Annotated in this window: 15 protein-coding genes and 1 other annotated feature; of the genes, 9 read left to right on the forward strand and 6 right to left on the reverse strand. The window is 36.6% G+C overall.

The window, feature by feature from the left end:
- Window positions 1-57: 57 nt before the first annotated feature.
- Window positions 58-1,071: a FecR family protein gene (locus AACQ49_RS03990; RefSeq protein ID WP_036971265.1), complete on the reverse strand. Its 1,014-nt coding sequence runs from the start codon at window positions 1,069-1,071 to the stop codon at window positions 58-60.
- On the reverse strand, window positions 1,061-1,609 hold the full coding sequence (locus AACQ49_RS03995; RefSeq protein WP_004248947.1) for an RNA polymerase sigma factor: 549 nt from the start codon (window positions 1,607-1,609) through the stop codon (window positions 1,061-1,063). Before AACQ49_RS03995 ends, AACQ49_RS03990 begins: the two co-directional genes overlap by 11 nt.
- A gap of 171 nt (window positions 1,610-1,780) precedes the next feature.
- Here AACQ49_RS03995 and AACQ49_RS04000 point away from each other — a divergent pair, with 171 nt between their 5' ends.
- On the forward strand, window positions 1,781-2,572 hold the full coding sequence (locus tag AACQ49_RS04000; protein ID WP_036908395.1) for an energy transducer TonB: 792 nt from the start codon (window positions 1,781-1,783) through the stop codon (window positions 2,570-2,572).
- 97 nt (window positions 2,573-2,669) lie between these two features.
- On the opposite strand, the gene ettA is transcribed toward AACQ49_RS04000, so the two are convergent.
- Window positions 2,670-4,337, reverse strand: a complete 1,668-nt coding sequence (ettA, locus tag AACQ49_RS04005) for an energy-dependent translational throttle protein EttA (protein ID WP_004248950.1) — start codon at window positions 4,335-4,337, stop codon at window positions 2,670-2,672.
- A 341-nt stretch (window positions 4,338-4,678) separates the two neighbouring features.
- Between ettA and sltY the strand changes: the two genes are divergently transcribed.
- Both sltY and trpR read left to right on the forward strand, forming a co-directional pair.
- A complete protein-coding gene (gene sltY, locus AACQ49_RS04010) occupies window positions 4,679-6,598 on the forward strand; it encodes a murein transglycosylase (RefSeq protein ID WP_161778894.1) in 1,920 nt (639 codons plus the stop codon).
- A gap of 101 nt (window positions 6,599-6,699) precedes the next feature.
- The gene (trpR, locus tag AACQ49_RS04015; protein ID WP_004248952.1) at window positions 6,700-7,011 is read left to right on the forward strand and encodes a trp operon repressor; all 312 of its coding nucleotides are present in this window, start codon (window positions 6,700-6,702) and stop codon (window positions 7,009-7,011) included.
- Window positions 7,012-7,100: 89 nt separating this feature from the next.
- On the opposite strand, the gene yjjX is transcribed toward trpR, so the two are convergent.
- The gene (yjjX, locus tag AACQ49_RS04020; RefSeq protein ID WP_004248953.1) at window positions 7,101-7,640 is read right to left on the reverse strand and encodes an inosine/xanthosine triphosphatase; all 540 of its coding nucleotides are present in this window, start codon (window positions 7,638-7,640) and stop codon (window positions 7,101-7,103) included.
- A gap of 51 nt (window positions 7,641-7,691) precedes the next feature.
- Here yjjX and gpmB point away from each other — a divergent pair, with 51 nt between their 5' ends.
- Window positions 7,692-8,339 (forward strand): 2,3-diphosphoglycerate-dependent phosphoglycerate mutase GpmB, encoded by a 648-nt coding sequence (gene gpmB / locus AACQ49_RS04025; protein WP_004245229.1) that lies wholly within the window; start codon window positions 7,692-7,694, stop codon window positions 8,337-8,339.
- Window positions 8,340-8,382: 43 nt separating this feature from the next.
- On the opposite strand, the gene robA is transcribed toward gpmB, so the two are convergent.
- Window positions 8,383-9,285 (reverse strand): MDR efflux pump AcrAB transcriptional activator RobA, encoded by a 903-nt coding sequence (gene robA / locus AACQ49_RS04030; RefSeq protein ID WP_012368859.1) that lies wholly within the window; start codon window positions 9,283-9,285, stop codon window positions 8,383-8,385.
- Window positions 9,286-9,486: 201 nt separating this feature from the next.
- Between robA and creA the strand changes: the two genes are divergently transcribed.
- On the forward strand, window positions 9,487-9,963 hold the full coding sequence (gene creA / locus AACQ49_RS04035; protein WP_004248955.1) for a protein CreA: 477 nt from the start codon (window positions 9,487-9,489) through the stop codon (window positions 9,961-9,963).
- A 183-nt stretch (window positions 9,964-10,146) separates the two neighbouring features.
- On the opposite strand, the gene arcA is transcribed toward creA, so the two are convergent.
- Window positions 10,147-10,863 (reverse strand): two-component system response regulator ArcA, encoded by a 717-nt coding sequence (gene arcA, locus AACQ49_RS04040; RefSeq protein WP_004245226.1) that lies wholly within the window; start codon window positions 10,861-10,863, stop codon window positions 10,147-10,149.
- Between the two features lie 678 nt (window positions 10,864-11,541).
- Window positions 11,542-11,660: a sequence feature (Thr leader region), on the forward strand.
- A 21-nt stretch (window positions 11,661-11,681) separates the two neighbouring features.
- Here arcA and thrA point away from each other — a divergent pair.
- From thrA to AACQ49_RS04060, 4 genes are all read left to right on the forward strand, one after another.
- Window positions 11,682-14,141, forward strand: a complete 2,460-nt coding sequence (gene thrA, locus AACQ49_RS04045; protein WP_004252645.1) for a bifunctional aspartate kinase/homoserine dehydrogenase I — start codon at window positions 11,682-11,684, stop codon at window positions 14,139-14,141.
- 2 nt (window positions 14,142-14,143) lie between these two features.
- A complete protein-coding gene (thrB, locus tag AACQ49_RS04050) occupies window positions 14,144-15,073 on the forward strand; it encodes a homoserine kinase (protein WP_004248956.1) in 930 nt (309 codons plus the stop codon).
- A gap of 3 nt (window positions 15,074-15,076) precedes the next feature.
- A complete protein-coding gene (thrC, locus tag AACQ49_RS04055; RefSeq protein ID WP_004245220.1) occupies window positions 15,077-16,369 on the forward strand; it encodes a threonine synthase in 1,293 nt (430 codons plus the stop codon).
- Window positions 16,370-16,548: 179 nt separating this feature from the next.
- Window positions 16,549-24,879 (forward strand): calcium-binding protein, encoded by an 8,331-nt coding sequence (locus AACQ49_RS04060; RefSeq protein WP_161778895.1) that lies wholly within the window; start codon window positions 16,549-16,551, stop codon window positions 24,877-24,879.
- The last annotated feature ends 44 nt before the right edge of the window (window positions 24,880-24,923 follow it).

The raw sequence follows: 24,923 nt of genomic DNA on the forward strand, positions 1-24,923 counted from the left end.
GAGGGTGAAATGAGAATTATCCTCACCTGTAAAAAAGAATATTTTTCATGTTTGTTTTTACTTATTGATAATTAACACATTATTTTTATCAGTAAAAATAACATTAACTGGTAAAAGTAGCGGAAGTGCAGTAATAAAGCTTTTCGCATCATTAATATTTGCCACACCTGATACCTTTATTTTGGCTACATCGGCTGATGAGATATGAACGTTGATATCCAGATAAGGTTTTAATTTAGTGATCACGTCACCAAGTGGTTGTTCAAAGAAATGGAGTTGCCCAAAACGCCAGCTTCCTACAGAATCAGCATTGACTGAGGAAATGACAAATTGATTATCGGTTGATTGGCTAATTGCTTGAGAGCCAGCATATAGGTAAGTCGCAGGGGATTTTTCTGTGGCTTTAACTTCAACAATGCCTTCATGTACGGCGACACTAATTTGATTATTTTGATAACGACTCACTTCAAATTCAGTACCGACAACTTTAATTAATCGCTCATCAGCATGGACATAAAATGGCCGATAAGGATTGGGTTTTACTTTAAAATAAGCCTCACCTTTATCTAACCAAAGGCGTCTTTGGGTTTGGACATACGAGACGCGTACCTGTGTATTTCTATTTAAAAAAACTTTAGAGCCATCTGCGAGGGTCATCTCTTTAGGAAAATTGCTGGTGGCTAAGGTCATATTATCCATTAACAGGGCAGGTAAATGACTATAAGGAAGATATAACACAGCAACTAAACAGAGTGTGGCTGTAGTGTGAATAAAGGGGCGCCAGAGTGAAGATTTCCTTTTTTCTATAGGCACAATAGTAGGGCGTGGTAAGGCTTCACAACTATGCCAAATTTCCGCGATAGCTTGATAAGCTTGTTGATTATCTTTATCTGCTACCCACTGTTTAAAGGCTTGTCGTTGCTGTGAACTCATTTGCTGACTATGTTGACGGGTGAACCAAAGCGCAGCTTGTTCATCAATAGATTGCTGGCTTAATTGATCATGGGTATCTGCCAAAAGCGTTGCAGGCGCCTCATCTGTGTGAGGTTGATTTCCCGACTTACTCGTCATTGGTGCATTTCTCCTGTCCTGCATCGACATATCTTTTACAATGTAATAGTGCTGCGGCAATATGTTTCTCTACCATGCTTATCGAAATTTCCATTTGTTCTGCAATTTCGCTTTGTGATAATCCATCAAAACGATAAAGAATAAAAGCTTCTCGACGGCGGGGAGGAAGAGTATCAATAGCTTGTGTCAGTAAATCTAAACGCTGTTGATGCTCAAGGACGTGCCCGGGATCAAGCTCTGTCGTATAGGTCTGTACCGCATCTTCTAATTGATAATCTTCTTGATAGATATTTTTTTGTTTTTGGTTTTTCCTCCAATGATCGATCAAAACGTGGTTCGCTATTTTAAATAAAAAAGCACGCTGCTCTTGGACAGGAGTTTGTTCTTTTCGATTTAGCCATAGTGTAAACACATCTTGAGACAAATCATCCGCATCATGGTGATTACCCGTGCGTTTTTGGAAAAAACGTACAAGCTGACCATAGGTTGATTGGTAGGCACAACTGATTTTTTGTGCTAATGATTTATCGCTAGTCATAGTCTCTGGTGTCTAAAAAAGAGTGAAATAATAAGCTCTTACTGCTTCTAATAAGGAATTTTTATAATCAATATTTAGCTAATTTTTTATTGTATTATTAATAATAAGCAATATCATTTGTGTTTGTATTATGCCTATAATTCATTAGAAAGAAAATCAGAGGCAAGAATTATGAGTAGTATGTCGGCGACTTTTCCACGCCGTTGGTCCTTTTCTATTGGTGGATTAACTGCCAGTATTGTGTTTCATGTCACCTTGGTTGTTGTTGCTATAGGTTGGATAACGACGAAAGATGAGCAATATGCGGTTTTACCTCCAGCAATGACGATGCAAGTGGGGCTTTATCAATTGGCAAAAGCAGAACCTAAAGAGGTTCCTGTTGGGCCTGAACAGGTGATGTCAGTTCCAGAAGCTGCCGAGCCAGAGCCGATGAAAGAGCAACTTGATGTGCCTAAAATGCCTGTAGTCGAACAGGGAACTTATCAGCGAGTTGCGGAAAAGCCAAAGGTGAAACCCGTGGTTAAGCCTAAGCCTGTCGTGGTAAAAGTGCCTGATGATCTTCCCGTTTCTCAAGCGCCAGCAGATACCACAACCGCCCCGTTATCGGGTGAGAACGCGACCAGTAGTGCTGATTTTACCAGTACCGCTTCATCATCTCGCAGTGGCCAAATGGGGTGGGAAAGTTTAGTCCATAGCCATATTGATATGTATAAACGTTACCCTCGTGCAGCATTACGTTTTAAAGCGACGGGAGTGACACAAGTTGAAATTTCGCTCAATGCAAAAGGTGAGTTATTAGATGTGAGTATACAAACCTCGTCTGGTAATCGTATCCTTGATAAAGAAGCGATTAACACTATTAAACGGGCATCGCCATTTCCGGCACCTGAAAGCCACCGTTTAGTTAACGGCTCTTTCTCATTTATTGCACCCTTGAGCTTTGACTATCGGCAAAGTAGTTAATATCGTCATTGAATAGTGTGAGCCAATAAAACGTAAAGAGAGATAATAAAAAAGCAGAGGGTGAGCTCTGCTTTTTTTGCGTTCAGCTAAATAATGATTACTTAGTGATGCGTTTATATTTCATGCGACGAGGTTGGATAGCTTCGTTACCTAATGTCCGTTTTTTATACTCTTCATATTCAGTAAAGTTACCTTCAAAGAATTCGACTTTACCTTCATCTTGATAATCGATGATATGAGTGGCGATACGGTCTAGGAACCAACGGTCATGGGAAATGACCATAGCACAACCTGGGAATTCTAATAGCGCATTTTCCAAGGCGCGTAGCGTTTCAACATCCAGATCATTGGTCGGTTCATCGAGCAGCAACATATTGCCGCCGACTTGGAGAAGTTTCGCAAGGTGTAAACGTCCACGCTCACCTCCGGACAGTTCGCCAACGCGTTTACCTTGGTCAACGCCTTTAAAGTTAAAGCGGCCCACATAAGCGCGACTTGGGATTTCAAAGTTACCAATGCGCATAATATCTTGACCACCAGAAACTTCTTCCCAAACCGTTTTGCTGTCATCCATACTATCGCGGAACTGATCAACAGAGGCCAGTTTCACTGTCTCCCCTAAAGTCACGGTTCCTGAATCAGGTTGTTCTTGACCTGAGATCATACGGAACAGCGTTGATTTACCGGCACCATTTGGACCGATAATACCGACGATAGCGCCTTTAGGAATGGAGAAACTTAAATCATCAATCAGAACGCGATCACCATAAGATTTAGTGAGGTGACTCACTTCTAGCACTTTATCCCCTAAACGAGGTCCAGGTGGAATAAATAGCTCACTGGTTTCATTACGTTTTTGATAATCAACGCTATTGAGTTCTTCAAAGCGAGCAAGACGAGCTTTACCTTTAGCCTGACGACCTTTAGGATTTTGGCGGATCCACTCAAGTTCTTTTTGAATCGATTTATGGCGAGCGGCTTCAGTGGCTGCTTCTTGTTCAAGACGCGCATCTTTTTGCTCTAACCAAGAGGAGTAGTTACCTTCCCACGGAATACCTTCACCGCGGTCAAGTTCTAAGATCCATCCTGCGACATTATCAAGGAAGTAACGGTCGTGGGTAATCGCCACAACAGTGCCTTCATAATCATGTAAGAAGCGTTCTAACCAAGCAACAGACTCAGCATCCAAGTGGTTAGTCGGTTCATCTAACAACAGCATATCTGGCTTTTCTAACAGTAAACGGCAGATAGCCACACGGCGACGTTCACCACCAGAAAGATGTTCAATTTTGGCATCCCAATCTGGTAAACGTAGTGCTTCTGCTGCACGCTCTAATTGGTTATCAAGATTATGACCATCGTGAGATTGAATAATCGCTTCTAGCTGACCTTGCTCTTTTGCCAGTTGGTCAAAATCAGCATCAGGATCAGCATAAGCTGCATACACTTCATCAAGACGATTGAGTGCATTTTTGACTTCGCTTACCGCTTCTTCAACGGCTTCACGCACTGTTTGTTGTGGGTTTAATTTTGGCTCTTGTGGCAAGTAGCCAATTTTTAGACCCGGTTGTGGACGTGCTTCACCTTCGATATCGGTATCGATACCGGCCATGATACGCAGTAAGGTTGATTTACCGGCACCATTTAGACCAAGCACACCAATTTTCGCGCCCGGAAAGAAGCTGAGTGAGATGTTTTTAAGGATATGTCGCTTAGGGGGAACAACTTTCCCGACACGCAACATACTATAAACGTATTGAGCCACTATAATTACCCTTTGATTATAAAAGAGATTTTATCTGAAGTGTCAGTTTTTGCGTTAAACACAAAAAAATGTAAATAAGCAATGAATATATGACACCTAAATGAACAATAGTAAAGTCAATGTCAGTATTTTGCCAAAGACCCGAAAACGATGAAAGTCGCCAGTATACCCGATTTATAAAAGAAAACCTTAGGTAAAAGAGAGGTTTTTATCATCCTTGAGTGCTTGTTAGAAAAGTGAGGAAAATTTCATTTAAAGAGGGAACTAACATTGTTAATGATTATCATATTAGCTAATGTATTTATTCTTTGGATGTTTAAATTTGAGGTGGGAGAGGTAACGTGGTTAAGCAAAAGTGGTCCTTCGTCTTGGCAATTAGTACATTGTGTTTCTCTGCGTGGGCACAAGCAGATTCATTAAGTGAACAACGAACACGTTACCAAGAAATTAAAGCAGCTTGGGATGCTAAAGATACAGCACAAGTTGAAAAATTATTACCGACATTACAAGATTATCCTCTTTACCCCTATCTTGAATATCGCCAAATTACCGACAATCTTGATGTGGTCGCTCCGGCTGTGGTGACTGAATTTGTCGAAAAATATCCAACTTTGCCACCCGCGAAAGCACTACCTTCTTTGTTTGTTAATGAGTTAGCAAAACGTCAAGAGTGGCAAAACTTACTGACTTTTAGTCCTAATCCTCCTAAGCCTAAAGCAGCAAGGTGTAACTACTATTATGCTAAATGGGCGACAGGGGATAAACAAACGGCGTGGGTTGGTGCAAAAGAAGCGTGGTTAAACGGTACTTCTATGCCTTCAAGCTGTGATCCGCTATTTGATGAGTGGCAAAAAGCAGGAAATTTAAGCATTGAATTAGTGTTAGAGCGGATTAATTTAGCAATAAAAAGTGGTAATACTGGGTTAGCAACTTATTTAGCTAAGCGATTGCCGATGGATTATCAAACGATTAACGATGCCATTGTTGAACTACAAGATCACCCTAATCTGGTTGCTCGTTATGCCACACAACTTTCACCAACAGATTTTACGCGTAATATTGTACAAGCCGCATTTTCACGTTGGGCGCGAAAAGATGCCGATAGTGCAAGAGCACAGCTTGATAGTATTGCCAGAGCTCAAAAAATGACGACAGCTGAACGCCAATTAATGCGTGATACGGTCGCTTGGCAATATATGCCATATGCCACACCAGAGCAGGCTAAATGGCGTGATAGTGTGATACAAGATACCGCTTCAGATACCCTGCGTGAGCGTCGTGTGCGTTTAGCGTTAAGCCAAAATCAGCCCGCAGAATTAGCTTTATGGTTAGAAAGATTATCTCCTGAAAGTAAAAATAAAGAGGAGTGGCGTTATTGGCGAGCGATGGTGTTGCAATCGCAAGGTAAAAACAGTGAAGCACAAGCGCTTTTACAAGAACTAACACAACATCGCGGTTTTTATCCTATGGTGGCGGCTGAAAAGCTAGGTAAACCTTATGTTATGGTAATAGACAAAGCGCCAAGTGTTTCACCCACAATTCCACAGCAACCTGAAGTGCAACGAGTACGCGAATTAATGTATTGGCAAATGGATAATTTAGCGCGTACTGAGTGGGCAAATTATGTTGCCACCCAGCCTGCTACCACACAATCTCAACTAGCGCGTTATGCTTTTGAGCAACAATGGGCTGACTTAGCAGTACAAGCAACGATTACTGGTAAAATGTGGAACCATTTAGAAGAGCGCTTCCCACTTGCATGGCAAAATGAATTTGAACGATATACGAAAGATAAAGCGATAGACCGCAATTATGCGATGGCGATCGCTCGCCAAGAAAGTGCATGGAACCCACAAGCTCGCTCTTCAGCTGGGGCAACGGGTCTTATGCAAGTGATGCCGAAAACCGCAGAGTTCACGGTAAAACAAGCAGGTATTACCGGGTATGCAAGTAGTGCGCAACTGACAGATCCGGTTAAAAATATTGAAATTGGTACCGCTTATCTTGATTCTGTTTATCAGCGTTTTAATCAAAACCGTATTTTATCTAGTGCTGCCTATAACGCAGGTCCTGCACGGGTTGGCCGTTGGTTATCTGATGCTAATAGCCAACTAGATGCTATTGCTTTTATTGAGAGTATTCCATTCGCAGAAACGCGTGGTTATGTCAAAAATGTACTCTCATTTGCGGTGTTTTATAGCTATTTTGCCGGAGAGCAACAACCGGTATTAACTCAAACTGAGTGGAATAGTCGTTATTAATGAGATAATTAAGCGATTTATTAATGGAACCTCTTTGTCACAGGATAAAATATGCTATAGTTTGTACTAGTTTATGAGTGTGGCTAGAAGAGGTTCCCACTATGCTAGATCCTGCATTATCACCAGAAGAGAATGAACACTGGGTACGTTTTGTTGAGTTATTACGCCAAGCGTTTGAACAGGGAGTTGAATTTCCTGTTTTACAACTTTTAATGACGCCGGATGAGCGCAGTGCATTAGCAACAAGAGTACGTATTGTTCAAGAATTAATGCGTGGGGAATTAAGTCAGCGAGAGCTAAAAGAGCTATTAGGGGTTGGCATTGCCACTATTACCAGAGGTTCTAATAGCTTAAAAACAGCACCCCATGATGTGAAATTATGGCTTGAAAAAGAGCTTATGATAAAAAAATAATCGCCTATTCGTTAGAAATAAAAATGCCATTTAATCAGTTGGTTAAATGGCATTTTTCTAAAATAGCGACAAGAGAACTATTTAATCACTCATTCATCATCTTTTTTGTTAAGTTGTTTATAAATATCATGAGTGACGGGGACTAAAGCTAATACAATCGCTTGTTGGTAAACAGAAGTGCGACTTAATAAACCATCAGTAAAATAACCAATAGCGCCACCTTTTTGCTTAATATTATCAATCTTGGTTAAAAATGCCATTTCATCGCCAAGTTCACGACCTTCACGAACGCCTTTTAAAATCTGTTCCGGTAGCATTAAACTGGCTGAGCGAGATTCACCGCGAATTTGCTCGTGTTCGATAACAATCCAAGCAAAAGTCATATCGTCTTCAATACCCGCTTCAACACCTACCCAAAAGTCAGCTTCTGGACGTACTTGTCTTGCGGCCATCACACGTTGGCGTGCGCCAGTTCTCGTTTCTGTATTTCCAATAGGTTGCTGTGGAACGCGGCTATCGACATTAATATCTTCAATATCAAAGGTATCTTTACCGAACACTTGCTCAAAGGCGAGTTTGATCGCGTTGATTTTTGCTGGATTCGTAGTGGCTGCAATGACATGATACATAATGAGTTAATCATCCTTTGAAAAATTAGAGCAGTATAACGGAAAAAATGTATGTTACAGGTCTATCTTGTTCGCCACGGTGAAACTGAGTGGAACGTGGCGAGACGTATACAAGGGCAATCTGATAGCCCACTAACAGCAATGGGTGTGCGACAGGCACAACAAGTTGCTGAAAGAGTAAAATCAGCAGGTATTACCCACATAATTTCTAGTGATCTTGGCCGGACTTGTCAGACGGCAGAGATTATTGCACAAGCTTGTCGCTGTGACGTAATCACGGATCCCCGTTTGCGTGAACTTGATATGGGCGTTCTTGAACAGCGAGAGATCGCCACATTAAATACACAAGAAGAAGCTTGGCGCAAGAGTTTAATTGATGGTACACCTGATGGACGAATTCCCCAAGGAGAATCCATGGTGGAATTAGCTAATCGTATGCAGGCTGCTTTAAACAGTTGCTTGGCGTTACCAGAGCATAGCCGTCCTTTACTGGTGAGTCACGGTATTGCATTAGGTTGCCTGCTAAGTACGGTGTTAGGCCTACCTGCTTACGCTGAACGACGTTTAAGACTACGTAACTGTTCAATTTCACGAGTGGACTATCAAAACAGTCCTTGGCTCGCTAATGGATGGGTAATCGAAACAGCAGGGGATGTGAGTCATCTTACTGATATCGCTCTTGATGAAGTACAGCGTTAATGACAATAACAGACTCTCTTCGCTGTAAAAGAGAGTCTTATTGTTAGGCCGTTTCGCGTTTAATGGGAATATAATACTCAAAACGCTTAATATGATCTTGTGGCTCGGCGGTCATCACATTGTCATAGTGCACTTCTTTAAGATAATACTTTTCAATATCATGTCCTTTACGGCGAGTAAGCCCCATGGTTGGCAAGCAAACACCATAAATTAAGAATAAAAATTCCTGCATGGCGCCTCGTTTTGCCTCTCCCTCGAAGTCAAAGCGAATATAATCGCCAGCCTCCAATATGACTTCATAAGCAGTATCATCTTCTACAAAACTCGCATAAGCAGGCTCAACGGCGGTGGTGTAGATAACACGCTGTTCATCTTCATGCTCATCACTGTGTTGTGTATGGTGCAAACCATAAACCTCATGGGGGATAGTGTTTACCTTAGTAATATAATTTTGCCAAAATGTCTGACGCATATCGGAACAAGCATTGGCCCATTGTTCTAGTGTATGGCTACAAGTTTGTTCAATACCAATCAATTTTATCTCCGGTAATTGCACATATTCCCATTTAGGCAAAGGCTGAGGATCTAATTTTATTGGAGGACAAATACCTACAGCACACCACTCATCAGAACGGCGATATAGGGCTGGAGTTCTATCAAACTGCTTTTTAAAGGCGCGAGTAAATGTTTGTTGAGAATCAAAACGATATTGTAAAGCGATATCTAAGATAGGACGACTTGTTAAACGCAATGCCACAGCCGCGCGAGATAGACGCCTCGAACGAATATAAGAACCAATCGCCTGCCCTGTTACTTCTTTAAACATGCGTTGTAGGTGCCACTTAGAGTAACCCGCTTTAGTTGCGACATTATCGAGGGATAGTGGCTGATCCAGATTATTGTCAAGCCAAGCGAGTAAATCACGTATGATGTTGGTTTGATCCATACATCTCCCTTAGTCATATTCGTTTATTTATGCTGTAGATGGTAAATAGCCTGAACGTCTATAACAAGTTATATTGTTAGATAAAGATGAAATATAGTCTTTTTCAATGAGTCATGTATACAAATTATTCTACCAGTTAACAAAAGTTTGCTTTATCCTAGACAAAATCATTCTTTCTTCTTTTTATGGAATAAATTTAATATGTTTAATTTCAAAAAGATACTCGCACTTTCTATCTTGCTTCCTATGTCAATAATGGTGAAAGCTGAAGAAATTGGTTATGTCGATACGGTTTTTAAGTTTTTTGGTGCCAATCATAAAATTGTCATTGAAGCTTTTGATGATCCTGAAGTCAAAAATGTCACTTGCTATTTAAGCCGTGCTAAAACAGGGGGCATTTCCGGTAGTTTAGGGCTTGCTGAAGATACCGCCGATGCGGCTATTTCTTGCCAACAAGTAGGGCCAATCGAATTAAGCGAAAAAGTCTTAAAAGGTAAAAATCGTGGTGATGTTGTTTTTCAAAAAAGAACGTCACTAGTCTTTAAAAAGCTACAAGTGGTGCGTTTTTACGATAAAAACCGCCATGCACTGATATATCTTACTTACTCTGATAAGGTTATCGATGGCTCACCGAAAAATGCCATTAGTGCAGTACCCATCATGCCATGGAAAGAGTAATTTTTTTAATTAATTAACAAAATTAATAAGATTAAGTGTAAGAAATTTTTTTAGTTGATAAATTAGTTTCTATTTAAAATAGTCGCTAAGATCAATTTTTATCTTTTATGCTTTAATAAAGAAAAACCCCGAAACTGAAATCCGGGGTTTTTAGCATTATTTTTTACTAGGGTAACACTGATATCACTCGTCTAAATCACCACAGAAACGATAACCTTCACCATGGATAGTGGCGATAATTTCAGGTGTATCAGGGGTTGATTCAAAGTGTTTACGAATACGACGAATGGTAACGTCTACAGTACGATCATGAGGTTTTAATTCACGACCCGTCATTTTTTTCAGTAATTCTGCACGAGTTTGGATTTTTCCTGGGTTTTCGCAGAAATGTAACATCGCACGAAACTCACTACGAGGTAATTTATACTGTTCACCTGTAGGGCTAATAAGAGAGCGACTATTAATATCTAGCTCCCAACCATTAAATTTATAGCTTTCAACTAAACGACGCTCTTCTGTGCCATTCGCTAAATTCATAGTGCGTGACAATAAGTTACGAGCACGGATAGTTAATTCACGAGGATTAAATGGTTTAGTGATGTAATCATCGGCACCAATTTCAAGGCCTAAGATTTTATCAACTTCATTATCACGACCTGTTAGGAACATTAATGCAACACTTACCTGTTCACGTAATTCACGGGCTAATAGAAGACCGTTTTTACCAGGAAGATTAATATCCATAATAACCAGATTGATATCATGGTCGGACAGAATATTATGCATCTCGTTGCCATCAGTGGCTTCGTGTACGATATACCCTTCAGCTTCGAATATGCTTTTCAGGGTATTACGAGTAACTACTTCATCTTCAACAATCAGAATGTGCGGGGTTTGCATATTTGCTACCTAAAATTACCAAAAATAGAAAAAGGATATCTGTGTGTAACTTCTGTGTGTGCAAGGTGTGTGGTTATTCATTTTTGTTATTAGCACGCCAAAATTAGACCCAGATGAAAATTCGATAAATAACCATCACGTTATTAATTACAAACATGACCTATTTTACTGACAATGGACGTTAAAATCAGAATGTAAAATGCCCATAGTCTATTAACAGCAATATAACACCTGTTGTATTAAATACCATCTAAAAAGCTAACTTTTGTTGACACATATCAAAATCAAGATAACAGCTTAACCTTGATTTCAATAGTTAACTATATAATTTGATTTATGTAATGCAAAAGAAAAATATATGTTAAATATAGTGAGATTTTATCTTTTTACCAGTTTTGTTACAAAAAAAGAAGTGAAATAAAATACCTTATTATTTGTAAAAGTACAAATGTCTAAGTAACTCTTAAATGGTAGCGTTATTTTCTGTAACTCCCCCTTATTAGTAGTAATATGTATACTACAATATAAGTAATGCTCGAATAAATTTTATTTAAATTGTAGGTAAATTGAGGCAATAGAAAAGAAAAAATTTGACATCTCTCTCGCTTTGCTTTAACCAGTATAGGGTCAAACTAATTTTGAGACAGACAGGATTGTTATGCGTACTTACAGCCCAGTGACTATGAATACAATTATTACCACCACCACCACCGGAATTTTATATTGCGGGGCGGGCTGTCGCATATAAAAAACAAAAAACGAAAAAGCCCGCATTGAGAAATGCGGGCTTTTTTTTGGCGAAAAATCAGGAGAGCTGTATGCGAGTGTTAAAATTTGGGGGAACTTCAGTTGCCAATGCAGAAAGGGTGCTGAATGTTGCTGATATCGCTGAGAAAAAACGAGAGCAGGGACAAGTCGCTCTGGTATTATCAGCACCTGCCAAGATAACGAATTACTTGGTGGCAATGATTGAAAAAACGGCAGAAGGAGAAGAACCTCTCACTCAAGTACGAGAAGCAGAGCAAATCTTCGCTAATCTATTGCAAGGTTTACGAGAAAATCAACCTGGTTTTGATTACCAAGGTTTAAAAGACAAAGTTGAGCGTGAGTTTGCTGAGATTAAACATATCCTGCATGGTATCTCCCTATTAGGGCAATGTCCTGATAGCATCAATGCTGCGATGATTTGTCGTGGTGAAAAGCTTTCGATTGCCATTATGGAGTCGGTGTTACAAGCTAGAGGATATAACGTTACCGTCATTGATCCGGTTAAAAATCTCCTTGCTCAAGGTCATTATCTCGAATCGACAGTGGATATTCCTGAATCAACTCGCCGTATTTCCGCCCTTAATATTCCGAAAGATCATATGATCTTGATGGCAGGTTTCACTGCCGGTAATGAAAAAAATGAGCTTGTGGTTCTCGGTCGTAATGGCTCAGATTATTCAGCCGCCGTATTAGCCGCGTGTTTACGTGCACAATGTTGTGAAATTTGGACGGATGTTGATGGTGTTTACACCTGTGATCCACGCCTCGTCCCAGATGCACACCTATTAAAAGGCATGTCCTATCAAGAGGCGATGGAACTTTCTTACTTTGGTGCCAAAGTCCTTCATCCACGCACTATTGCACCTATTGCTCAATTTCAAATCCCTTGTTTAATTAAAAATACGGGTAATCCAGAAGCACCGGGTACGTTAATTGGTGATGGTCAAAAAGATGACAGCACGCCGGTAAAAGGGATCACTAACCTGAATAATATGGCAATGATCAATGTATCAGGGCCGGGTATGAAGGGAATGGTGGGTATGGCGGCTCGTGTCTTTTCCGTGATGTCGCGAGCAGGAATATCGGTAGTATTAATTACTCAATCTTCATCTGAATACAGTATTAGTTTTTGTGTACCGCAAAAAGAGCTAATTAGAGCGCAAAAAGCACTGTCAGAAGAATTCTATCTAGAGTTAAAAGATGGCGTACTTGATCCGTTAGATATTATGAACAATGTTGCTATCATCTCGGTTGTCGGTGATGGTATGCGCACCCTTAAAGGGATCTCAGCCCGTTTCTTCTCTGCTTTAACTCGAGGCAATATTAATATTGTTGCTATTGCTCAAGGCTCTTCTGAACGCTCTATCTCTGCAGTTATTGCTAATGATGCAGCGACGAATGCGGTGCGTTTATGTCACCAAATGCTCTTTAACACTAACCAAATCGTAGAAGTCTTTATTGTCGGTGTCGGTGGTGTTGGCAGCGCGCTAATCGAGCAGATCCATCGTCAACAAACATGGTTAAAAAACAAACATATCGACCTACGTGTTTGTGGGATTGCCAATTCACGTGCGATGCTAACCAATATGCAAGGTATCGATTTAGATAATTGGCAACAAGCGCTACAAGCAGCTAAAGAGCCTTTTAGCTTTAGTCAGCTTATTCGCTTAGAAAAAGAGTACCACTTCCTCAATCCTGTGATTGTTGATTGCACTTCAAACGAAATGATTGCACAGCAATACGCCAATTTCTTACAAAATGGCTTTAACGTTGTTACGCCTAATAAGAAAGCCAATACGATGTCGATGGATTACTATCATCAAATTCGCCAATCAGCGGAAGCATCACGTCGTAAATTCTTATATGACACTAATGTTGGTGCGGGTTTACCTGTTATTGAAAACTTACAGAACTTGCTTAATGCTGGCGATGAGTTGGTGCAATTTAATGGTATTCTTTCTGGCTCACTCTCTTATATTTTTGGTCAGCTAGATGAAGGAAAAAGCTTGTCTGAAGCGACACTTTCTGCGAAAGAAAAAGGCTTTACAGAGCCAGATCCAAGAGATGATCTCTCGGGAATGGATGTTGCACGTAAACTGCTTATTCTCGCTCGTGAAGCGGGCTATCAATTAGAGTTGAGTGATATTGATGTAGAACCTGTTTTACCTAGCTCATTTGATAGTACAGGTGATGTCGAGAGTTTCTTAAACCGCTTACCTCAAGTAGATGTTGAGTTTGATGCTAAAGTCGAAGAAGCCCAAAAGTCAGCGAAGGTATTACGTTATGTGGGGATCATCAATGAAGGGAAATGCCAAGTCAAAATAATGGCCGTTGATGCTAACGATCCTCTCTTTAAAGTAAAAAATGGTGAAAATGCGCTAGCCTTCTACACTCGCTACTATCAACCAATTCCTTTAGTTTTACGTGGATATGGTGCAGGAAATGATGTCACTGCTGCTGGGGTATTTGCAGATGTATTACGTACACTATCATGGAAATTAGGAGTTTAAAGGTGGTTAAAGTTTATGCACCGGCGTCAATTGGCAATGTGAGTGTCGGTTTTGATGTGTTAGGAGCCGCAGTTTCGCCTATTGATGGTCAATTATTAGGAGATTGCGTAACCGTTGAAGCGGCGCAAGAATTTCAACTTCACAGCAAAGGACGATTTGTTAGCAAATTACCTTCTGATGCTAAGCAAAATATTGTTTATCAATGTTGGGAGCTATTTTGTGAAAAATTAGGTAAACAATTACCTGTCTCGATGACACTTGAAAAAAACATGCCGATAGGCTCAGGATTAGGATCAAGTGCTTGTTCTGTTGTGGCTGCACTTGTTGCATTAAACGAATTTGCTCACAAACCATTTAGTGAAAGCCACTTATTATTAATGATGGGAGAGCTGGAAGGCCGTATTTCCGGTAGTGTGCACTACGATAATGTCGCGCCATGTTATTTAGGTGGTCTACAACTTATTTTGGAACAAAACGACATTATTTGTCAGCCTGTGCCAGCTTTTGACGATTGGTATTGGGTGATGGCTTATCCGGGGATCAAAGTCTCAACGGCACAAGCAAGGGCTATCCTCCCTAAACAATACGATAAAGCTGATATTATTAATCATGGTCGTTATTTATCTGGATTTATTCATGCTTGTCATACACAACAACCAAAACTTGCCGCAAGCTTAATGAAAGATGTGATTGCAGAGCCCTATCGAACACAGTTGCTCCCTGGTTTTGATAAAGCGAGAGAGGCTGCATTACAAAAAGGCGCGCTTGCATGCGGTATTTCAGGCTCAGGGCCAACGCTGTTTTCTATTACTGATTCATTGGCTATTGCCCAAGATGTGGCGCAATGGTTACAACAACATTATGTACAAAACGATGAAGGCTTTGTACACATCTGCCGTTTAGATACTCGTGGCGCAAGAGAGATAGGGTAAGTAATGAAATTATATAATTTAAAAGATAACCAAGAACAAGTCAGTTTTGCTCAAGCGGTTAAACAAGGTTTAGGAAAACAGCAAGGACTCTTTTTTCCCAAAGACTTGCCTTCATTTTCTCAAGCAGAAATTGATGCGCTATTAAAATTAGACTTTGCAACACGCAGTAGCCGTATTTTAAGTGCTTTTATCGGTGATGAAATTCCTGCTGATGTGTTAGCAAAACGTGTGAATACGGCATTTGCTTTTCCTGCGCCAGTGACACAAGTAGAAGAGGATATTAGTTGTCTTGAACTCTTCCACGGACCGACACTGGCTTTTAAAGACTTTGGTGGCCGTTTTATGGCTCAAATGTTATCAGAAGTCGCGGGTGACCAGCCTGTTACAATTTTAACGGCGACATCCGGTGATACAGGAGCAGCGGTCGCTCATGCTTTCTACAAGTTAGATAATGTCCAAGTCGTGATCCTCTATCCCCAAGGAAAAATCAGCCCATTACAAGAAAAACTATTTTGTACATTAGGGGAAAATATTCATACTGTTGCTATTCAAGATGACTTTGATGCTTGCCAAGCATTAGTCAAACAGGCATTTGATGATGAATATTTAAAGAACACCATGCATTTAAACTCGGCTAACTCGATTAATATTAGCCGCCTACTGGCACAAATCTGCTATTACTTTGAAGCAGTTGCACAAATTCCAGCTGAAAAACGTCAACAATTAGTCATTTCTGTACCAAGTGGTAATTTTGGTGATCTCACTGCAGGATTACTGGCTAAATCTATGGGATTGCCTGTTAAGCGTTTTATTGCGGCGACCAATGTGAATGATACCGTTCCTCGCTATTTAGATAGTGGTAAATGGGAACCACATCGGACAATAGCAACACTTTCAAATGCGATGGATGTTAGCCAGCCTAATAATTGGCCTCGTATTGAAGAGTTATATCGTCGCAAAGGTTGGCTGTTATCGGATCTTTCGCATGGGGCTGTGAGCGATGAAACGACGGAAGAAACCGTACGTGAACTGGCACAAAAAGGCTATATTTCAGAGCCTCATGCGGCGGTTGCTTATCGTCTATTACGTGATGAGCTACAAGAAGGAGAATATGGGGTATTTTTAGGTACAGCTCATCCGGCGAAATTTAAAGAAAATGTCGAGCGTATTTTAGGTGATACATTACCTTTACCAAAAGAATTAGCTGAGCGTGCTGATAAAAAATTACTATCGCATCTTTTACCGGCAGATTTTTCTCAATTAAGAGCATTTTTGTTAGAACGAGCACCTAAATAAATATAATTATTTATATTAATTAATTTTGTTTTTATTAAAAAGCTCACTATAAGGGTGAGCTTTTTTATTGTTTTAAATAATTTTATACCCAAATAAAAATAAGAAAATAATCATTTAATGCTAAGGAGAATTACACTAGTTTTTATCTCTTAATGTAATTAACAATAAAGAGGTAGACTATGGGTAGATTTAAGAAAATTAATATCAATGATGATATTGAAAGAATTACACTAGAAATAGTGAAATATATTAAAGAGCATAGTGTTGAATTACCTTTTAATATTGATTCAGTAAGACGCGTTTTAATTGAGAATTATATTTATATTCTTACTTATAAAAATGAATATGCTGCTAATGACTTTCTAATAAAAATAGAAAGTAATTTATCTCTTTATAATCGGGATAAATTTACTAAAGCGATTGATTTTATTGTAAAAGAGATTAATGCAAGTATAGAGAATTTATTTGTTAATAATTCTTATCTTACAAACAAAAATTATCAAAAGCTAAATAAAACACGTATTAATTCAGTATTTCAGCATTACCCATCAGGATTTTTTCACTTAAAAATAGAAAATAAAAACTTATTTATACAGATAGATAATACCAATCAATTATTTAAAATCATTGACTTTGAAGGTACAGTGGAATTCTTTTCTAAAAAAGATGACCTTATTCATACTATTAATCAAATGGTTAAAAACAGTGTTGCTGATAACTCTATATCTTACCGATTTTACGCTAAGAACGAATATTTTAATTTCTTTACTCTCGATAAATATTGGCAAGTAACACCTAAAGATATTTATGCCGAAGTTATTAATGATATTAAGGCAAAAAAACAGGTACATATTGATAGTCATTTAACTATTGAATTAATAGATAGCTATTCATATAAAAATATTTTTATTGTTAGAGACTCTAATGAAAACTCAGAAAAAATACTCCATATATATCTTAATAATATTGATGAAGCATTCTTGATTGCCGTAGCTAAACATCGTCAGCTAAAAGAAAATGGTGAACATTTACTTTATAAATTAAATAAGGATTGGTTCTTTACTAAAATGAAAGATAAATCCGTTAAATATTTTTCACAAACTTCTGATTTATTAATACCATTAGAAAAGATAATGGGCAGAATTAATCTTGTCGCTTCAGCTGAAAATAATTATAATTTTAGCCATTTTGATCCACTTTCAGGAGTATGTTATGGAATAAGTTTGAAATATTTATTGGAGGTTAGAAATAATGGTATAGAAGGAGGGAATAAATATTTACATTGGCTAAAGGAAAATATTAATCTTTACAAGGATAAAAAAGAAAAAATATCTGATAAGCTTGAAAAAATTATATTTGATAGTGTACAAGAATATGAAGTGTTAAAATTGATTAAAGAGATCAAAGAAATTAAATTTGCACAGATTTTTCAAATGGAGAGAATATATGAAAAAATAAATTATACAATTTTTGATTTAACAAAGGCGACCGAATACCGAAAAATTTTAGCAGAAAATGGCTTGAAAGCATCGAATGCAAATAGGCTAGAAAGTAGTCTCTCACAAATAAATTATCACTTAGAATATATAATGCAATATTATAATGAATATTATGCGATTATTGCATTTAAAACGCATGCCATTGCTCTTGCTTATAAGAGATATTCTAATAATCATTATAAATTTACGCTATTTGATTCTAATTCTGAATTGACGGAATTTTCTAATATAGAATCAATAAAAGACGCTTTGATAAAAACAATGGGCTCTTATACTCTAAATAAAGCTGATGGAAAAGAATATTTTATAATTGATGAATATAAAAGAAATCCTACAACAAAATATCGTAGTTTATGGGATCAAAATGAAATCGAGTTACATAAAGGTATTGCTGAAAATATAAAAAAAATTGGTTTTTCATTGCCTTTTAAAGATGGTGTTGTTGGACGAGTTATTCATTACAGTGAACAGCGTGAACTCATTTTAGAACTTAAAATAAATAGTAAATTAGTTGAAGTCGTGGCCAAAAATGTTTTTGTTGATGAGGGAATATTTTTAGTTAAAAATAATTTAGATAAAATTCTTGAGAATAATAAATCCAGTAAAGTAATTATAATGAGCAATAGTGATGGTATTGATATTCAATTTACTGAATTTAATGCACATCAAAAAATGAGTAAGCCAAAAGGATATCTGGAATTTAATGATGTTTATTATCGAGATTTAATTAAGATTAATAGTTATTTATTAAATGGTAAAAAATCATTTTCATTGAATAAAATTGTTTCATTAATTGATACACTAAGGGGGAATATTTATTTTGATAAAATAACAGCCAGTTTTTCTATAATTGATGAAATTATACTATTTAATCAAAACAATGAAAATATTTCTCTTGTTGATATCCTGAATCAAGTGAAACAGAAAATAGAAGATAAATTATTCTATGGCGATCTCCTTTATGGAAAGGAAAAGTTAATTGCATTAGCACAAAAAAATAGCCTAGTAGCAGCAATTTTTTATCGAATGATGGTTAATGAAATCAATGAAGGTTATACTGGAATTAGTAATTTTATTTATGAGCAAATTATTGATAACCATTTTTTAATATTAGATAAAAATAGAAATATCGGGGTTGTTGGTTATGATTATACGATTAATTTTAAAAATAATTATAAAGCGTTAAAAGAAATTATTGATGGTATTGATGTTTCTGAAATAAAAAATATTTTTCTTTTAGATGATGAAAATAGACTGCACTTAAAATTAACTTATCAAAGATTATCAGAATATAGAAACAACAAGTATGTTAATAAGCTTCTTCATTTGATTGAAGATGAAATTGATTCTATAAAAAAAACAGATGATACAGGTATTTATCGTGATTTATATCTTGAGTTTTTTAGCAATCATCAGTTTAATAATAGAGTGATTATTCATGAAATAGCACAATTAGAAAGTTATTTTAATAATAATTATCAGGAGCGAAACCATGGCTATCATCCTAGTAATTTTTATATTAATGAAAATGATCCTCTTACCCTACTAGAAAAGTCATTTAATCAGAACAAAAATGAAATAGATGGTAGTTATCTGTTATTTAATGAAAGTAAAGAAAATTTTGATTTTTTATTTGTTGATAATAATTTTATTACTAGAGATTTTGTAGATAATATTATTATTGAAAGCATTAGTAGCGTTTATCAAGATGATATCGTCATTTATTTCTATAATGGTGTAAAAAGTGAACAATTAACACAATACTTAAAAGATAAACCAGAAATAGGCCGTTTTCTTGATTATTGTTTAAAACATGAAATAAGAGTGATTGCTGCTGGAAATGAAGAATACTTTCCTGCCACCAATGCGCTTGTTAAGCAGAAAAGCCGTGTTGAATCACTACAAAATGTTATTTTACAACATCAATTTGTTGGTGAAAGAACAATTGTTTTTGCCAATAAGGAGACTTTATTTAGTTATCAAAGTGGTCATTTATTTATTGAAGGGATTGCTCAGCGGCTAAATATGCCTATTTATACGGTGACGGATAACAGTGTTATACTTGAAAATGAATACATTATGGTAAAACCGACGACTGAAAGTCAGTTTATTGGTCACCCTTTACTTGCTGATACAGGTGCATCTAATACGCTACTTACTGAAACAGTACCTAATGAGCCTAATACAGTGTCTAATAGGCAAAGAGTAGATATTGAAAATAAAAACTATGCTGCAGAAATCTATCAATTCGTCTCACACAATTACACTAATTATAGAGATAATCAAGAGTTTAAGTTAGGTTATCAGAATGAGATTAGCACTATTTTTCCTGACTATTCTGACAATATGACCATTGCTGATATTTTAAATTACATTCAGTTAAATCGCTATCAGATCAATTATGCTCAATTAGGTGCAATTATTAGGAAAGTCGATCAAATTAACCTTAAATATCATAAAGAAAAGCTTGCAGAGTTCAGTGATAAAATAATAAATCACGATTTACTCATTGATAATGCAATTGAGAAATATTTGGTTGAATTATCGGCAATATTTAATACGTCAGATAATAGTTTAATAAAAAGGAATTTAATTCAATCACTTTATGATCCCTCTGTTAATAAAGAATTTAACCAATTTTTAATGGATGGAACGAACTTTGAACAGTGGCAAGAAATAACTAATAAAGACTATGGGAACTATAGTTTAACGGAAAGAACGTATCAAGTTATTGAAATTATTCATGCGATTTATGATACTCCTCACTTAATAGATAATTTAAGTGAACTATCTAAAAATAGGCTTAATGCTTTTTTTGATGAGGGTAATAAAGGTATTTTATCACGAGTATTATTGAGCAAAATTTCAAGCTTTGAACTCTATAAAGAGACCATAAATAATTTAAAAAAACTCGCTGTTATCAGTCAGTCTGATGAAGAGATTAGCGCTTTATCACCAGTAGAAGCATTAAATAAACTCAATGAGTTTAAAGGTGAAGTTAACTTAGCCACAAGTGAAGATAGCTCTACCATTTCTTCTAAAGTGGAAATTAATAATCTTGTCATTGACAAAAGATTACTCTGTTATTTAGGTGCAAAGATAAATGGTGAAAGTATCGATGCGATAGATCTTAATCAGATAGAGAACTGGGATAAAAAAATTACTTTTGATCCTCAGCATCTTAATGATTATTTTTTATCTGTGACGGGCAATGAAAAAGATAAAGAAGTTATTGCATTATTACGTTATCTATTAAATAACAAACAAGATAAAATTAAATATTTTCTTTCTCATATGTCCAGTAGAGCTGATTATGTCGCGGCTCATGAAAGATTAATGAAAATAATAGCATTAGGTAGTAAACAGTATAATCAGCAAGATTGGGAAAATTTAAGAATACCTTCATTAAAAATTCCCAGACATATGAGAGTTATCAGTAAAATTGGTTACGCTAATATTAGCTTCGGTATATGGCAATCAATCAATTCAACCTTTATGCTTGCTGAGCAACTTAATAATCCGCTATTAACCCCTCAAGAGCATAGAGAGACCATCAATAATCTTGCCATAACATGGTCAGAAATGGCCTATAATGGCTTATCTGAACTCATTGAAATCGCTTTAGCTAAAGGATTATTAAAGTACCGTAATAATCCTTTGGAGTATATTAGTAAAACCAGCACTCGAATAGGTATCGGGCTTAATATCCTGTCTATTGGATTTGATATCTATAATATCTACGATAACTTTAGTCGTATCTCAGTAGAAAAAAATGAAAAACGACGGATTGACTATATTGTGAATGGCTCTTTAGCTATAGTTTCCGGATTGGTTACTTTGGGGGTTTCTATCGCAATGCTTGCTGGCTCGACGGTCGCGGGGCCTATTGGTATTGTCGCGGGCGCTGTTATCGCCTTAGCCATTTCAATTTATAATGCCGCAAGACTGATAGAAGAAGCGAAAGAAAAAATAGGATTTACACCACTAGAAGAACTTAATAATGGTTTTTATGCATTTTTAATGGGGGATATCTTACCAAGCAAAAAGAATGAAATCATCTATTTAGAGACAATATCACAGTTAGAAACCATGATTGACCAAAATGCGCAAGAACATCTTAAAGAAATAAAAAAACAGGAGCCTCACAGTTATTATTTTTATACGAATGAGAAACAACTTTATGAAGAACATCATTATTATAAAGTGATCCCTCGTATATTGGGGAAAACGTTAGATAATATACTTAATCCGTTTGGAGAAATTGTTGTACAACGAGTGGCGAAAAATTTAAGTAAAGAAGAAGCAGAAAAGATAGCTGCGCTTTCTCATTATCTTAGTGTCGAAAGAACGGAATATAAATACTATGTTCCTAAAGAAGCCATCGCAACAGATGAAATTCTCATTTTTGATATGGATTTTTATGTTAATCAATTAAATCGTTATACGATTAATTTTGCATTTGAAGATGATAATCCTGTTTTTGAGGATGAGGTGGATATCTCTTTTTTTGATAAAATAAGAACAACAAAAGAAAAAACATGGCAAAATTTATCATCAGGAGAATTAACAGATGATTTAATTAAATCAACAGCTGAAAAACAATATTTTGAGCCAAGTTGGCGTGAGAATGAGCTATTTTATTTTAATACTTATAATGGGGATGATATTATTGCTGCACCATTAATAACACAAAATATATTTGATGTTCATAATGGGACTAAACGATTAAGTGGAGGAGAAAAAGATGACACCTTTAATGTGTTCACTTCTGAATCTCCTCGTTATGCCAGCCGTTTTTATGGTAGAGAAGGTAATGATACATTACGTATTATTCAGACAGAAAAAAAATATATAGGGTATGAAGTTAATTTATCTAAAAATTATATTAAATTTATCGGGGGAGAAAATAAATCCAATAGCCAGAGTTTTCATGCCAGACTTTTTATCTTTCAAGAGCAAGGACAAATCTATACCCATAAATTAGCGGATACAATGCCTAATATAACACTACAAAGACAACCCGTTATTGCCTATTTAGAGAGTATTGAAAATGTAGTAGGCAGTGAAATAGGTAATGATATTATTTATGGTGACCAAAAAAATAACTATTTAAATGGCATGGGAGGAGTAGATTCATTATATGGATTAGCTGGAGATGATACGCTGGTATTACGGGAAGGTTATGCACAAGGAGGGGCAGGAAATGATAGTTATACTATTCTAAGAGCATCAAATACAGATAATAATGTTAAACAACTTGAAACTATTATTGATGAAGAGACGCATACAGAAGCTAGTCTTATCCAGTTAAATTATACTTTTGATGAAATTGCTGCTATTTCTCGTCGTGAAACAGATATTGTTTTTACGCTTAAAGTTAGTAATGATAAAGATCCTGATCAATTTATCGAGCATTTAATTGCATTAAGTCATGTATACCAAGATAAAAATAGTCAATTATTAGCCCATCGATATACCATTGTGACTATGGATGGTTTTATACTTACTATTAATGAAAATAATAATCAACCAAGAGAGGTATCATATAACTTTAGTTATTTAGAAAAGTATAATCAGCAAGAGAAGCTTCAACAGCTTTCTATTAATGACGATAAACGCACATTGTCTATTCAATCTGAAAATAAAACTAAACTTATTCAATTATTACCTGAGCTACAATACAGTGGTTTCTCTTCTGGAGAACATTTAAAGCTTAATCTACAGGGTAATAGCGAGAATAATCATTATGCTGGAATTGCGGCTCATTCATCAATTAAACTGAGTCGCGGTTATGACAATTATCAAATAAGCTCATTGCTAGCTAAAAATAGAAATGAAAAGATCATTATTTCTCTGAGTGATAATGATAAACAATTAACATCTGATTGTACTAGTCATTTCTTTTTATCCGATGTGAGTGGATTTGATTTGATGTTTAGTGATGGCGTTTTATCTCATCGCTATAATCCTGATGCTCATATTAAACTTGTTTTCGATACGGAAAGTGTTAGTGCTATTTTTAACTCAGGAATGACACTTCAATTTATTGATAAAGATAATCGAGTTTTTCATTTGCCTAAGCCAGACAGCGGTCAGCGTTTACTGATCCCCACTATCACTTTGGATGTTAGGTTGAGTCATCAAAGTGATGTTCTGATGATCCCACCCTCCCTACGTTTAAATAAAGAGGCATTATCATTGTATCCTCAGTATTTTCATAGAGAAGAACCATCATCACGTTCAACGCAATTACAGCGTATTATATCCACTCAAACACTAGAGCCTTATCCATTAAAGGTAACAGAATTACTGAGAGATGATATTGCTGTTAATGATAATCAACCTGTTAATTCTATTTTGTCTCTCAATAAACTATTTTCAAACAGATCACAAGATATATTCTCTCAAGCTATAGATTTATTACCAATGATAGAATTAATGGATGGTGATGATATTGTTGTTAATCATAATCAAAGTAGCTCAGTGATTGATGGGGGTAAAGGTGATGATCATATTGTTGTCAATGAAGGGCACCATATTTTAATTGCTGGAGAAGGTAATGATAATCTTAATGGCGGAAGTGGACATGATCTGTTTATTTCAACCTCAGGAAATGATTATCTAGGTGGAGGAAGTGGTAATAATGTTTATGTGGTACAAAAACGTCATGGTGAAGTGACGGTGTATGATGAAGGTGAAATGAGCCATATTTTTGTATCAGGATTATCTGAGCATGAAAAATTAATATCCTCTCAAGCAGGTAAAGATAAACAGTATCGAACGGCTGATAATCAATTTGTCTTGACTGTTAAAACAAACCGAGTAGAGAAAATAGAAACTGATCCTGTGAAGGTTATCGAAAAAGAACAGACATTATCAATGGGATCCCTTGCGACAATTATTCAACAAATGGCTCAATTTAATCAGCAACAACTATCGACGATGCAAGGCAGTGACGTTATTCCCTCATCAAACTGGTCGCCTTTAGCTGTGGTCGTTAAGCATTTATAATTTCCCTTGTGACCCAATAAAAATAGCCCTATTTTCAGGGCTAT

The sequence above is a fragment of the Proteus sp. G2675 genome (assembly GCF_963886535.1).
Classification (GTDB): domain Bacteria; phylum Pseudomonadota; class Gammaproteobacteria; order Enterobacterales; family Enterobacteriaceae; genus Proteus; species Proteus mirabilis.